Genomic DNA, 13,224 nt, shown 5'->3' on the forward strand with positions numbered 1-13,224 from the left:
GACTTATGATTTATTATCATATATATTATACAAAGAATCCCAAATCAATAATCTACTCAAAAAATGACATAAATATAATGGAGATGCTACCATATGCAAACTAAAAGATCCCAGTCCATCATCGTTATATCTTTCATTACCGCATCATGCCTCATAGGAGATTCTATGCTTTACGTGGTCTTACCAACACATTGGAAAGACATGGGATTAGACTCTTTATGGCAAGTCGGAATTATTTTATCTGTAAATCGGCTGGTACGCCTGCCACTCAATCCCTTCGTCAGCTATTTATATAAAAAATTAAGTGCGCGAACTGGAATTTTAATTGCTATATTTTTAACCGTGTTAACGACAAGCAGTTATGGTATCATCTCTAATTTTCTTTTATTTATTTTGGTTCGCTGTCTCTGGGGGCTAGCCTGGACGTTTTTACGATTAGGTGCATACTTTACAATTCTTGATATCGCTACAGATCTCAATCGTGGCAAATTAATGGGTTTATATAATGGTCTTTACCGACTCGGTAGCCTTTTCGGTATGCTGCTAGGCGGGTTTCTATCCGATATCATCGGGGTACGCAGTACAGCGCTTTGGTTTGCAGCACTTTCAGCATGCTGTATTCCCGTTGTCTTCTTCTGCGTAAAAAAATCATCTAAAGGAATGATTGCTGAAGCAGCGAAAAAAGAAGTACAATTTTCATTTTTTAAAAATTTAGATATTCTTTCCATCCTATGTGTAGGCATGCTGATTGCTATGATCTATCAAGGGATGTTTACCTCAACATTAAGTTACTTAATTGAAATCCACAATACCTCTGCAATCTCTTGGGGAAGTTTTCTTATCGGCGCCGCTTCACTAGGTGGAGTCGTACAGGCGATTCGTTGGCTTTGGGAACCATTCCTCGCACCTAAAATAGGCAGCTTAACAGACGGCATCCACGGGCGCTATCCTTTATTCTTGGTATCAACCGGTATTGCAAGTATTCTCTTTGCCGTCATACCCTTCCAACTACCAACTTTGCTATGGTTTTTCTTCATTATGATTCTCCAAATCACAGCAACCTCATTAACAACGATAGCAGACGCATTAGCCGCCGATGCGGCAACAAACTCTGCAAAAGTGAAAGTTATGACACTATATTCATTGCTCATTGACTTTGGTGCTGCACTAGGCCCTATGCTTGCCTACTTTGCAAACCAATATATCCATCCATATGCGTCATATTGGGGAGCTTCATTTCTCTTATTTGCGATTACGTTAATCTATGCAACTAAGATAAAGCAACCTACATAGATTATAGCAAACTTTCCAAACAAAATTACACCAAATTACATTTGTAGCCGCTTACATAAATGAAATCTGATTTAAAATTCAAGCACGAAAAGTGCTGAATTGCTTATTATAAAATTATCTTCTATAATATGAAGCATACCTTTACACAATTTCGAAAATTCTAGGAGGCAATATGTATCAGTATCTTTTTTTTATTGGGGATTTTCCCATTCGTGCTTATGGCTTAGTCTTAAGCATGAGTATTATACTCGCTACTGGTGTAGCCTACTTTTTGGCAAAACAGGACGGACGCTGGCATAATCACATTGTGGATATGGGAATCTACTGCGGTCTTGGTGGTATCATAGGTGCAAGGTTATGGGATGTGTTCTTTTTTGATTGGGGCTATTATCAACACCATATCACTGAAATTTTTAATGTTTGGCAAGGGGGCATGGCAATTCAAGGTGGTATCGTGTTGGGAGCAATCGTCGGTATTCTTTATACCAGACATCATAAAATCGATACCTGGGCATTAGCAGATATTATTGCACCTGCTATCATTTTAGGACAAGCGATTGGGCGTATCGCAAATCTTTTAAACGGAGATGCATTTGGTGCACCAACAGGATCGTCTTATGGTATTATTTATCCGTCTACTACGCTTGCATATCAAACCTACGGCAATCAACCCTTATGGCCAGCGGAAATTTGGGAAGGTCAAATCGATATTATTATCTTTGCAATCCTTCTTATTTTCCGTACGACATCTCATGCGAAAGGACAAGTTTTTATTCTTTACACGATGTTGTATTCTTTGGCACGTTTCTTCTTAGAATATTTGCGTGGCGATTACACAAACCAAGTTTTAGGTCTAACAATCAAATCTGCTCAAATGACGAGTTTGATTGTCTTTTTCATTGGACTTGCATGTTTTATCTACTGTGGTTACAAACACAAATCAGTACCGCCCTCTGCAGTGACAACGAAAAAAACAAACAAACGCATCAAGTAAATAAACGGAGTCATTGTACTGCAACATACAATGACTCCGTTTATTTATTCCCATAATTCTTTTTTACTCGTACTCACTGCCTGTATCCCATTTTTTAATGCGGCTTCTACATCTCCAAGCGTATGCATCAAACCACCTGCAAGAATTGGCAGCCCCGTTTCTTTGACCAACTCTTCAACAATTGATTTTGGAATAGATGCCGGCAAAACTTCTACTGCATCCGGTTTAGATGTTTTAAGTAAATGAATGCCTGATTTTAACGCTTCTGAATCCATGACAAACAACCGTTGAATCACAATCATACCTTCTTCACGGGCAAATTTTACTAATTGTGGTTTCGTCGTAATTGCACCATTTACCCCCAATCTAGCAAGATATTGAATGCCCGATCGATCTTTTCCAATGCCACCCAACAAATCTAAATGAACTAAAACCCGTTTATTATACTTCTTAGCTTCTTTAATGATTGAAGGCAATATGATAATATCACCAAATAATAATATAATACTTGCTGCCTTTGTATTTGCCAGTGCAAATTTAAAATCATCTACATTCCTAACTGAAGGGATAATTACACTTTCTTTAAATAATATTTCACAAATACTTTTCCGTATCATCATTCACATACAACTTTCTATAAAATATTTTCTATAAATAATAAACTTCGGCATATTTTAATCTTTTCCTTTCTATCTATTATGATAAAATACGATAAAATTATATAAAAAACAAATTTATCGCTAAATATGTCAATATTTCAAAAAAAATGATTGACGTATCAATTTTATTCTACTATAATGAATATTGTCGTTAAGACGTGCTGGTGTAGCTCAATTGGTAGAGCAACTGACTTGTAATCAGTAGGTTGGGGGTTCAAGTCCTCTCGCCAGCTCCATTTAAATCAAGGATGGGTTCCCGAGTGGCTAAAGGGAGCAGACTGTAAATCTGCCGGCTCTGCCTTCGTTGGTTCGAATCCAACCCCATCCACCATTTTGGCGGCGTAGCTCAGTTGGCTAGAGCATGCGGTTCATACCCGCAGTGTCCGGAGTTCAAATCTCTGCGCCGCCACCATAATGAATTTTTACTCACATATACTGTGAGTTTTTTTATTACAATAAATAAGAAAGAGAACAATTTTTTAAATTGTTCTCTTTCTTATTTATTGTCTTTTTAATGCTTCTTTTAATTTTACTGCGTGAAGTGCTTCACCTTCAGCAAAGTGCTTAAACATTTTAGCAATCTCTTCATCATGAACATGGTCAGCAAATTCCTGATAATCTCTTACCATTTCTTGTTTAGCTTCTAAAGTATTTTCAAGCATAGCTTTGATATCACAATTCATAAATACACCTCCTAATAAAATAGTATAGGCGCTATTCAATTATTTTATTTATTTCATCGCATTTGTTTCCATACAAAAAGCAAGCAGCGAATTGCCTCACTGCTTGCTTTAATCATACTTTAGTAATATTAAAAGTTATTCCGCTACTGCTACTGATTTTTCCCCAAAAATCAACTCATCCACCAAAGAAATCAATTGTCCAATCTCCGGTTTAGAAATCTGACCATTCGCACCAATTGCATCACCCTTACGGCGTGTCTCTTCATTAATTAACGAAGAGAAAAATACCACTGGGACTTCACGTAACGCTGAATTCGCACGAATGAGCGTCAGTAAATGGTGTCCATCCATTTGCGGCATTTCGATATCTGAGATGATCATACTCACATTGTCTTCCACTGGTGTCGTACTATTTGCAATTTCAGCTAATGCGTTCCACGCCAATTGCCCATTGCTATAATCTTTTGTCATTTTATAGCCAGCTTCATGCAAAGTACTCACCAGTAACTCACGCAGCATTGGAGAGTCTTCTGCTATCACGATATGCTGGTCGGCGCGTTTCGTTTTTATATCTTGATTCGTTTCCTCGAAAGTAGATAACTTTATATTAACTTCTGGATTAATCTCAGCAATGATTTTTTCAAAATCTAATAAAAGTACAATTTTATCAGACATTTTTATGACACCAACAACCATTGCATTATCGCCAACATTTGGAGCAGGTTCCATATCTGTCCAAGAAATACGATGAATACGAGATACATTGTCAACTAAGAATCCCATATTGTATCCATTAATTTCCGTTACAATAATATTTTTAGGTTCCTGTTCTCCGCCTTCTTTTAAACAGCGTGGCAAATTCACCAAAGGCATAACACGACCACGCAATGTAAATAAACCATCTACGTATGGATGCACTTGCGGCATTTTTGTTACAGGTACTTTTGTAATAACCTCACGAACTTTGGCAACATTGATTCCATAATTCACTGCACCAATGTTAAATTCTACAATTTCAAATTCATTTGTACCTGTTTCCAATAAAATCCCTTTTTTATCACCAATATTAGTATTTGTATCGTTCATATAAGTTCCTCCATTTCAAATGCAAACTCAATTATTTATTCCATCATCATCATGAATTGCCAAGTTATAGTATACTTTTCGCTACTCTTTTTATAAAATCCTGCAATCTTTGACATATTATCAAGAAATTACGATTGATCTTTCAAATACGTCCATCCATCGCGCTGTTCAATTTTACCGCTTTTCATTAAGGAACCCAATGCGCGTTTGAAAGCAGCTTTACTAATGTTGAATTTGTCTTTAATGACTTCGGGAGAAGCCGAATCACTGTAAGGCATTTTCCCACCACGTTCATTTAATATATGCAGAATATTTTCTACATCTTCAGGAATTGCCTTTTCCTTGATTGGACGCATAGAAACATTGATACGTCCATCCTCACGTAAAAAAGTTACACGCGCTGTAATTTCTTCGCCGACTTTAGGACGTTCTGTGATTTCACCATTATCCATAAAAGCAATATATCGTTCATCTGTAAAAATAAATGCGCCTTGATCCGTATAATTATAAACTGTGCCATGTATCATATCGCCAATATTTACCTGAGCAGGCTTTGAAGCACGCCGAATTTCATCCTCTACTTCCATCGTAACGGCCAATCTTCCAGATTTATCACGATACAACTTGGCCCATACCACTTCACCAATTTGTACCTTACCACGCATACCAGCAAACGGCATAAAGATACCCCGTTCTGCTCCTACATCGACGAAAGCACCATCTTTACTCACATTGATGATTTTTAATTTTGCGATTTGGCCCTCTTTCATTTTAGGTATTCGCATACTTGCGGTTAAACGTCCTTTAGGGTCAAGATATAAAAAAACTTCTACCTCTTCACCAATTTCCACCGGGCGGATCTGTTGTGTTTTATGCAATAGAATATCGTCAGAAGTATTGCCCGTCATCGCATCCAAGAATGCACCCATTTCACTCATTCTGACTACTTTTAATGTTTCAACAGTACTGGGTTTTAATTTTATTATTTTATTATTTTCCATCGTTAAATCAATCCTCAAACTGCACTGCAGGTGCATCACCCCAAAGGCGTTCTAAATTATAAAACTGTCGTTCTTCTTCAATAAATATATGTGCAACACAATCGCCGTAATCAAGCAAGATCCAATTTCCTTCACGATACCCTTCCTTATGTGTAAAAAACACACCTTTTTCTGCTAATTCGTCTTCAATATTATCCGCAATTGCCTTTACCTGTGTAGTTGAATTTGCACTGCAAATCATAAAATAATCCGTTGTCACCGTTAAATCTCTCATATCCAAAATAAGAATATCCCGTGCTTTTTTATTACTTGCTGCTGTAGCAATTGCTTTACTTAACTCCTCTGTTGTTTTAAACATATAGTATAGTGCCTCCTAAATTTATCTCTACATATTTGTAGACTCTTTTTAATTATTTTCCTCTGTTGTGAGGACTGCCGTTTCGTCTTTGAACATCGAATTCAAAATTTGATCCATCGCAACCTGATCTGGCTGCCAATAACTTTTCTTGTCTTTATTTACAAATTGACCTGGGAGCATTTCAACTTTTATCAAATCCGGATCTAAATACTTCATATTCTTCGCGATTTTTACCACATCAAGCATCGCCATACTTGTATCGACTTGATGATTTATAATTTGAACAAATGCAGGAATTTTCGTTATTTTATCCATACGTGCCATTTCTACATAAAACGTTTTAAAAAGACGTTGCTGCCTTTGTACTCTGCCGATATCACCAAGATCATCACTGCAATAGCGCATATATTGACTTGCTGCATCACCATTAAGGCGCTGAAATCCTTGTTTCAGATGAATTGCTGAAGAATCGGCGTACGGATCGGTATACTCCATATCACTCTCCACATAAATATCTAAACCACCGATTGTATCAATCATATCAGCAAACGCGTTGCGATCAATGACAAAAAAATGATGAATGGGTATTTGCAAAAACTCCTCAACCGTTCTAAGAACCAATTGTGTTCCCCCATACGTATAAGAGTTACTTAACATATCCAAGCTTTTTTGTCCTGGAATCTGTACTTGTGTATCACGTGGAATTGATAGAAGTTTAACACTACTGTCTGCATGATTTATACTTGCAATCATAATAGAATCTGCATGCTGTTCACTGTCATCATCAATTCCCAATAATAAAATATTTGTGTAATGATTGAATTTCTCATTTTGAAATTTTGTTTGTATCGCTTTCTTATTTTGAAAATCATTCAGAAAGACACTACAGTTAGTATAAACATCTTTTAATACAACATATGCACTATAAGATGCCCAAGCAAACGTACCAAGCATACTTCCTAAGATTATAACAAAAATAAAAACTCTACCCCAGCGAATTCTCCGCCTCTTTTTAGGTTTATCTGCAATTTTTTTTGAGTTTTTATCATGTTTCATTAAGAACAGATTCCTTTAATAACATTTCATTCCGAGCTATAATCGTATCTGGATGGATGATTTGATTACATTTTATTACATGTAAAATAGATTGATTCAATGCAGCAAATACCGCTTCGTTTAAATCCTTTTCTGAAAGCATTCTTAATTGTCCGACTTCAGCAAAATTACGATTAGGTTCAATCATATCGGCTAAATAAATGATTTTATCCAATTTCGTCATATTTTTTCCGCCCGTCGTATGTAAACGAATCGCCCGTTTTATTTCATCATCTGCAATTTGATATTGACTTTCAACTAACACAGATCCAATTGCAGCATGTAACAAAATTGGTGAATTGCGTTCTATTTCATTGATCGAAAGTTTCATGTTCTCTGCAATTTCTATAAAATTCTGTGTTGCAAACTCTCTTGCACAATCATGTAACAGCCCCGCGATTTTAGCTTTTTCTGACGAAACTCCAAAACGCTTCGCTAATTGCTCTGCAGTATGACTTACACCTAGCGAATGTTTATAGCGTTCTTTTGTCAACTTCGAGGATAAGATTGCGCTGTATTTTGCATATTCCATATCTACCACCTTCTTAACTGCTAAAATTCGCTAAATTTTATGAATTTCCTGCAATAACAAAAAGCCTTCTAAGTAATAGCTGCATTCACAAAAAAGCATTTACAGCTCTTTGCTTGTATTACATACTATCACAGAAGGCTTTAAATTTTATGATTTATTCTTGTCTGGGTTTCGCTTCATTTACCACGATTTGACGCCCGCCAAAATCAGAACCATTCATTATAGATACCATATGTTCTACATCATTATCATTCACTTCAACGAAACCAAAACCTCTTGAGCGACCTGTTTCTCGGTCAGTAATAATTCTACTGGATACTACATTGCCATGCTCACTAAAAGCTTCTGTTAAAGCAGTATCTGTCGTTGACCACGGTAGATTGCCGACATAGAGAGTTTTTGTCATATCATTCACCTCTCTTTCTATGGACTTTATATCTGCAATATAATTATTTACCAATCCATAAAAAATATGCCTGCCTTTATTTGCCACCTACCGATATAAACCTTCTTTTAAAATATAATTTTCAACACTTTCTGGTACGATATATTTTATCGAGAAACCTTTTTTTATCCGTGAGCGAATATCCGTCGAAGATATCTCCAGTTCTGGTGTATTAAGTCGATGAATTCGACGTCTTCCTAATTCACCAAAATGCTCCTTGATATTATCTACACTAGGCACACAGCCTTGTCTAGTAGCAGCAATAAATTGACATAACCCTAAAAGTTCTTCAATCCTATCCCAGGTTGGAATCTCTTGAATAGCATCTGCACCAGTAATAAAATAAATTTCGACTTGCGGACCAAACTTATCAATTAATTCATAAATTGTATCAATCGTATAAGAAGGCCCTGGGCGATCAAGCTCAATGGAAGATACATGAAAATGAGGATTAGAATACGTAGCCATGGCTGTCATAATATACCGATGAATCGCAGGTGTAACCTTCTGATTCTGTTTATGCGGCGGAGTCGCCGCTGGAATAAACAAGACTTTGTCTAATCCATATTCATTACGAACTGCTTCCGCTGTCACAAGATGTCCTATGTGAATAGGGTCAAAAGTGCCCCCCATAATACCAATTCTCTGCTTCGTTGCGATCATAAAATTGCTCCTAGTGTTTTTTATAGTTATTATAACATAAGTTTAATATATAAATCTTTTGTTTATCCTTATTTTTCAAAAATGAAATATATCATAGCAAAAACAATGCTCATTGTCATAATCATAACACTAATCGCTCTCAAATAATCTACAATATCATGGTGGCCTTTTACATCATTGTAATAATTACAAATTGTTTTTATATAACCATGTATTTTTTCCATAAGCAAATTGCTAGCAAAACTCCGCATCTCTATTGGCATATAATGCTTCTAGCTTACCTCTTTATCCTCTTATTTGACCATCGCCGCAAATTAAATACTTTATACTCGTCAACGCTTCTAATCCCATAGGACCGCGCGCATGCAATTTTTGCGTACTAATACCAATTTCGGCACCAAATCCAAATTCAAATCCGTCTGTAAACCGTGTTGATGCATTGACATAAACCGCTGCTGCATCTACTTCTTTTTGAAATTTACGAGCGCGATTGTAATCGGTCGTAATAATCGCTTCGGAATGTTTCGTATTGTATTGATTAATATGTTTGATTGCTGATTCAATATCCTTGACAATTTTAATAGATAAAATTAAATCTCCATACTCTGTTTGCCAATCTTCTTCAGTTGCAAGAATAATAGTATCATTATACAACTTCGTTTTTTCACAACCACGAATTTCTACACCTTTTTCAAACAGCAGTTCAAGCATTTTCGGTAAAAATTGATCCGCTATTTTTTCATTTACCAACAGTGTTTCCATTGAATTACATACTGCTGGTCTAGAAATTTTTGCATTCAACGCAACTTCAAATGCTATCTTCAAATCAGCACGCTCATCAACATAAGTATGGCAAACACCAGTACCCGTTTCAATCACAGGAACAATGCTATTTTCTACCACAGTTTTAATTAGCCCAGCACCGCCACGAGGAATTATCACATCTAGATATTGTTTTAATTTTAGCATACTGTGCACTGCTTCACGCTCTGTATTTTCAATAAACTCTATCGCCCCAACTGGTATTCCCACATCATATGCAGCATCTTTAAGAATTTCTACAATTGCCATATTAGACCGAATTGCCTCTGAGCCGCCGCGAAGCAATGTCGCATTGCCTGACTTTAGACACAAAGCAATCGCATCAACCGTTACATTGGGACGTGCTTCATAAATGATTCCAACAACCCCAAGTGGAACCCTGATTTTTTGAATGTCAAGACCGTTAGGACGACAAAAAGATCCAATTCCTTCACCAATAGGATCCGGTAAGCTTGCTGTTTGTCTAAGCCCTTCTGCCATAGCCTTTATCCTAGCTTTATCGAGCATCAATCTATCCAATAATGGTTTACGCAAGCCTTTTACTACACCATTTGCTAAATCTTGATCATTTGCTGATAAAATTTTCTTCATATGTTTTTCTAACGCATCAGCCATCACCATTAGAGCATAGTTCTTACTATTTGTTGGCACATTTGCAAGTTCTATAGACGCTGCTTTAGCTCGTTTCGCTTTTTCTTCTATCTGAAACTTCAACTCCATACAAAAGCTCCTCTCTAACCTTAAGATATTTAAACCATTAATACCATATTATCACGATGAATCACTTCATCATAGTACTTTTCGCCTAAAATACCCGAAAAATCTTTTGTACTTTTTCCAATAATTTTCTGCAATTGCTCTGTATCATAGTTTACAATACCGCGCGCAATCTCACGCCCCTGGCTAGATAAGACACGAACTGTACTTCCTTTGTCAAAATTCCCCTCAACAGAAAAAATTCCTGCCGCGAGTAAACTTGAGCCATCTTGTAGCATCGCTGTTTCACAACCTTCATCAACAAAGATAACTCCAGCTATCCTCGTACCAAAAGCCAACCAGCTTTTTCTGACTTTCAAATGACATTCCTTCGCAGGAAATATCGTGCCAAATGTTTTACCATTTAAGATATCACGTACTATACCATCACGATCTCCTGCAGCAATCACCATTGTTACTCCAGCGTTCACCGCTATTTTTGCCGCTTGAATTTTAGTAAACATACCACCTGTACCAAGTTTTGATCCCGCTCCACCCGCCAAAGATTCAATTTCCGGCGTAATTTCATTGATTTCTAAAATTAATTCAGCTGCTGGATCGATCTGTGGATTGGCTGTATATACGCCCTCAATATCGGATAGAATCACCAGTAAATCCGCGTCAATCAGTGTCGCTACCGTCGCTGATAACGTATCGTTATCCCCAATCTTCAACTCATCGACTGCTATGGCATCATTTTCATTGATTACAGGAATAACACCCATCTTTAACAAAGTCAATAAAGCATTGCGTGAATTTATGTATTGCTTGTGCTTTACAGAATTCTCACGTGTCAATAATACTTGTGCAACCGTTTGCCCATACTCACCAAATAACTTTTCATACATATGCATCAGTATGCCTTGCCCCACAGCAGCCATTGCCTGTTTTTCCGGAATTGTTTTTGGTTTTTCTTTTAACCCTAAACGATCCACACCGGCACCGACAGCACCAGAAGTGACCAAAATGATCTCTTTGCCTTGATTCGCTAAATCCGATAATTCTCGAACTAATTTTTCGATGCGGAAAAAATCTAATTTTCCTGTATCATGTGTTAAGGTGCTTGTCCCTACTTTAACGACGATTCTTTGTGCATGTATCAAATTTTTTCTCGTATCCATAGCAGCCTCCATATCATTTACATGACCAAAATTGCTCTACAGCGCTTCTGCCCATTGCTTAGTTTTACGCATTATGGAAGTTCAATCTTGGGGTTATTTACATTCTTTTTATACAAAAGACCATTACGTCCAATGACTTGCACTAGATTGGTATCCGTTCTCTCAGCCAGCATTTCAATCACATTTTTAGGTTCTTCTAAACAATTTTGCAGAACCCGCACTTTGATCAACTCGCGCGCCTTAACTGCTTCAATTGCACTGATAACGACCGCCGGGACTAGCCCTGCTTTACCAATTTGCACAACTGGATCCATCGTAGATCCCATTGCACGTAAAAATCTTTTTTGTTTCCCTGTTAATGTATCTCTTATCAAATTTTTCTCCCCTATTCTTTATAGTCAAATTCCATTTCACCAATATGAACCGTATCGCCCTCTTTAACCCCATGCGCCTTTAGCTTATCTTCAATTCCTTTTACCCGCCAAATGTATTGGAATCTTCTAAGAGCCTCATCATTTTCAAAATTCGTCATAGCAACTAATTTTTCAATGGATTTTCCTTTTACGACAAAGTCACCAGTTGCGTCACGCTCAATGGTTACATCATCCTCTGCTTTTGCTTCATATACTTTTACTTCTTCAATAACTTCTGGTTCTTCTACATAGGCATCAAGGACCTGCGATACACGCTCGATCATCGCCTGCAAACCTTCATTTGTTGCTGCTGAAACGGGAAATATTTCAATACCTTCTTTTTCTGCAAAAGCCTTCAACTTCGTATAATTATCCTTTGATTCTGGAAGATCCATCTTATTTGCAGCAATAATTTGCGGACGTTTCGCTAATCGCTCATTATATAGTTTTAATTCTTTATTGATTCTATGATAATCTTCAATTGGATCGCGCCCTTCCATTCCCGATACATCAATGACATGTAAAATGATTTTTGTGCGTTCTACGTGCCGCAAAAAGTCATGCCCCAATCCAACACCCTCATGTGCACCTTCAATCAAACCTGGTATATCAGCCATAACAAAACTATGACCTTCACCTAAGCTTACTACGCCCAGTACCGGTGTTAGCGTAGTAAAATGATATGCTGCAATTTCAGGTTTCGCCGCAGACACCATAGAAATAATACTGGATTTTCCGACACTTGGATAACCCACCAGACCGACATCTGCCAGTAATTTCAATTCTAATAGTAATGTTTTCGATTCTCCTGGCTCACCTAATTCTGCAAAAGTTGGCGCACGATTTACGCTATTAACAAATTTAGCATTACCACGGCCCCCACGACCGCCATAAGCTAAGACTGCTTCCTGCCCCAATTCGGTTAAATCCGCTAAGATTTCACCTGTTTCTTCATCTTTAATTACGGTTCCTGCTGGAACTTTAATGCATAAATTTTCTGCATCCTGCCCATAACAATTCTTTGTTCCGCCATTATCACCATTTCTACCAACAAATTTCCGTTTATAACGAAAGTCCAAAAGCGTATTTGTATTTTGATCAACTACAAATACGATATTTGCACCTCTGCCGCCGTTTCCACCGCTAGGACCGCCTTTAGGCACAAATTTTTCCCGTCTAAAACTCGACATTCCATTGCCGCCATCTCCAGCTTTTATGATTACTCTAGCTCTATCTATAAACATTGTCTACCCCTTTACAAATTCAAAATATTTTAATCATAATATATACCTTTTAAACGCAA

At 37.2% G+C, this 13,224-nt stretch carries 15 protein-coding genes and 3 tRNA genes; 5 read left to right on the forward strand and 13 right to left on the reverse strand.

The features are described 5' to 3' along the window. The first annotated feature begins 93 nt into the window (after positions 1 to 93). Both BN6559_RS02810 and lgt read left to right on the forward strand, forming a co-directional pair. Positions 94 to 1,293, forward strand: a complete 1,200-nt coding sequence (locus BN6559_RS02810) for an MFS transporter (RefSeq protein ID WP_110953337.1) — start codon at positions 94 to 96, stop codon at positions 1,291 to 1,293. Between the two features lie 172 nt (positions 1,294 to 1,465). Further along, entirely contained in the window at positions 1,466 to 2,287 is an 822-nt protein-coding gene (lgt, locus tag BN6559_RS02815) for a prolipoprotein diacylglyceryl transferase (protein ID WP_110953338.1), read from the forward strand. A 44-nt stretch (positions 2,288 to 2,331) separates the two neighbouring features. Here the strand turns inward: lgt and BN6559_RS02820 are convergent, their stop codons facing one another. Next, the gene (locus BN6559_RS02820; protein ID WP_199883700.1) at positions 2,332 to 2,907 is read right to left on the reverse strand and encodes a glycerol-3-phosphate responsive antiterminator; all 576 of its coding nucleotides are present in this window, start codon (positions 2,905 to 2,907) and stop codon (positions 2,332 to 2,334) included. A 199-nt stretch (positions 2,908 to 3,106) separates the two neighbouring features. Between BN6559_RS02820 and BN6559_RS02825 the strand changes: the two genes are divergently transcribed. From BN6559_RS02825 to BN6559_RS02835, 3 genes are all read left to right on the forward strand, one after another. After that, positions 3,107 to 3,182, forward strand: a tRNA-Thr gene (locus BN6559_RS02825). 10 nt (positions 3,183 to 3,192) lie between these two features. After that, a tRNA-Tyr gene (locus BN6559_RS02830) sits at positions 3,193 to 3,277 on the forward strand. Between the two features lie 4 nt (positions 3,278 to 3,281). Continuing rightward, positions 3,282 to 3,358 (forward strand) — tRNA-Met (locus BN6559_RS02835). Between the two features lie 88 nt (positions 3,359 to 3,446). Here the strand turns inward: BN6559_RS02835 and BN6559_RS02840 are convergent. The 12 genes from BN6559_RS02840 to obgE form a co-directional block, all read right to left on the reverse strand. Beyond that, positions 3,447 to 3,629 (reverse strand): ferritin family protein, encoded by a 183-nt coding sequence (locus BN6559_RS02840; protein WP_110953339.1) that lies wholly within the window; start codon positions 3,627 to 3,629, stop codon positions 3,447 to 3,449. A gap of 135 nt (positions 3,630 to 3,764) precedes the next feature. Continuing rightward, positions 3,765 to 4,715 carry a chemotaxis protein gene (locus BN6559_RS02845; protein WP_110953340.1) on the reverse strand — a complete coding sequence of 317 codons (951 nt, stop codon included), beginning with the start codon at positions 4,713 to 4,715 and terminating at the stop codon, positions 3,765 to 3,767. 128 nt (positions 4,716 to 4,843) lie between these two features. After that, a complete protein-coding gene (locus BN6559_RS02850; protein WP_110953341.1) occupies positions 4,844 to 5,716 on the reverse strand; it encodes a CvfB family protein in 873 nt (290 codons plus the stop codon). A 7-nt stretch (positions 5,717 to 5,723) separates the two neighbouring features. Beyond that, positions 5,724 to 6,074, reverse strand: a complete 351-nt coding sequence (gene rsfS, locus BN6559_RS02855) for a ribosome silencing factor (protein ID WP_110953342.1) — start codon at positions 6,072 to 6,074, stop codon at positions 5,724 to 5,726. A gap of 48 nt (positions 6,075 to 6,122) precedes the next feature. Further along, entirely contained in the window at positions 6,123 to 7,130 is a 1,008-nt protein-coding gene (locus BN6559_RS02860) for an LCP family protein (RefSeq protein WP_110953343.1), read from the reverse strand. Next, positions 7,120 to 7,701 carry a bis(5'-nucleosyl)-tetraphosphatase (symmetrical) YqeK gene (gene yqeK, locus BN6559_RS02865; RefSeq protein WP_110953344.1) on the reverse strand — a complete coding sequence of 194 codons (582 nt, stop codon included), beginning with the start codon at positions 7,699 to 7,701 and terminating at the stop codon, positions 7,120 to 7,122. The genes BN6559_RS02860 and yqeK overlap by 11 nt, the downstream gene beginning before the upstream one ends. 154 nt (positions 7,702 to 7,855) lie before the next feature. Then, entirely contained in the window at positions 7,856 to 8,107 is a 252-nt protein-coding gene (locus BN6559_RS02870; protein WP_110956246.1) for an RNA recognition motif domain-containing protein, read from the reverse strand. An 87-nt stretch (positions 8,108 to 8,194) separates the two neighbouring features. Next, entirely contained in the window at positions 8,195 to 8,809 is a 615-nt protein-coding gene (nadD, locus tag BN6559_RS02875; RefSeq protein WP_110953345.1) for a nicotinate-nucleotide adenylyltransferase, read from the reverse strand. Positions 8,810 to 9,094: 285 nt separating this feature from the next. Continuing rightward, complete coding sequence (locus BN6559_RS02885; protein WP_110953347.1) at positions 9,095 to 10,351, reverse strand: glutamate-5-semialdehyde dehydrogenase; 1,257 nt, start codon at positions 10,349 to 10,351, stop codon at positions 9,095 to 9,097. Between the two features lie 29 nt (positions 10,352 to 10,380). Further along, entirely contained in the window at positions 10,381 to 11,508 is a 1,128-nt protein-coding gene (gene proB / locus BN6559_RS02890) for a glutamate 5-kinase (RefSeq protein WP_110953348.1), read from the reverse strand. A gap of 71 nt (positions 11,509 to 11,579) precedes the next feature. Continuing rightward, on the reverse strand, positions 11,580 to 11,882 hold the full coding sequence (gene yhbY, locus BN6559_RS02895) for a ribosome assembly RNA-binding protein YhbY (protein ID WP_110953349.1): 303 nt from the start codon (positions 11,880 to 11,882) through the stop codon (positions 11,580 to 11,582). An 11-nt stretch (positions 11,883 to 11,893) separates the two neighbouring features. Further along, a complete protein-coding gene (gene obgE / locus BN6559_RS02900) occupies positions 11,894 to 13,165 on the reverse strand; it encodes a GTPase ObgE (RefSeq protein WP_110953350.1) in 1,272 nt (423 codons plus the stop codon). Between the last annotated feature and the right edge of the window lie 59 nt (positions 13,166 to 13,224).

The sequence above is a fragment of the Massilibacillus massiliensis genome (assembly GCF_900086705.1).
Classification (GTDB): domain Bacteria; phylum Bacillota; class Negativicutes; order FLKF01; family FLKF01; genus Massilibacillus; species Massilibacillus massiliensis.

Bases quoted from the DNA above. Each gene is read 5' to 3' on its own strand.
- BN6559_RS02810 (WP_110953337.1), top strand. From the start codon at position 94: ATGCAAACTAAAAGATCCCAGTCCATCATCGTTATATCTTTCATTACC.
- BN6559_RS02860 (WP_110953343.1), bottom strand. From the start codon at position 7,130: ATGAAACATGATAAAAACTCAAAAAAAATTGCAGATAAACCTAAAAAG.
- BN6559_RS02845 (WP_110953340.1), bottom strand. From the start codon at position 4,715: ATGAACGATACAAATACTAATATTGGTGATAAAAAAGGGATTTTATTG.
- yqeK (WP_110953344.1), bottom strand. From the start codon at position 7,701: ATGGAATATGCAAAATACAGCGCAATCTTATCCTCGAAGTTGACAAAA.
- lgt (WP_110953338.1), top strand. From the start codon at position 1,466: ATGTATCAGTATCTTTTTTTTATTGGGGATTTTCCCATTCGTGCTTAT.
- obgE (WP_110953350.1), bottom strand. From the start codon at position 13,165: ATGTTTATAGATAGAGCTAGAGTAATCATAAAAGCTGGAGATGGCGGC.
- BN6559_RS02885 (WP_110953347.1), bottom strand. From the start codon at position 10,351: ATGGAGTTGAAGTTTCAGATAGAAGAAAAAGCGAAACGAGCTAAAGCA.
- BN6559_RS02870 (WP_110956246.1), bottom strand. From the start codon at position 8,107: ATGACAAAAACTCTCTATGTCGGCAATCTACCGTGGTCAACGACAGAT.
- BN6559_RS02850 (WP_110953341.1), bottom strand. From the start codon at position 5,716: ATGGAAAATAATAAAATAATAAAATTAAAACCCAGTACTGTTGAAACA.
- BN6559_RS02840 (WP_110953339.1), bottom strand. From the start codon at position 3,629: ATGAATTGTGATATCAAAGCTATGCTTGAAAATACTTTAGAAGCTAAA.
- proB (WP_110953348.1), bottom strand. From the start codon at position 11,508: ATGGATACGAGAAAAAATTTGATACATGCACAAAGAATCGTCGTTAAA.
- BN6559_RS02820 (WP_199883700.1), bottom strand. From the start codon at position 2,907: ATGATGATACGGAAAAGTATTTGTGAAATATTATTTAAAGAAAGTGTA.
- rsfS (WP_110953342.1), bottom strand. From the start codon at position 6,074: ATGTTTAAAACAACAGAGGAGTTAAGTAAAGCAATTGCTACAGCAGCA.
- nadD (WP_110953345.1), bottom strand. From the start codon at position 8,809: ATGATCGCAACGAAGCAGAGAATTGGTATTATGGGGGGCACTTTTGAC.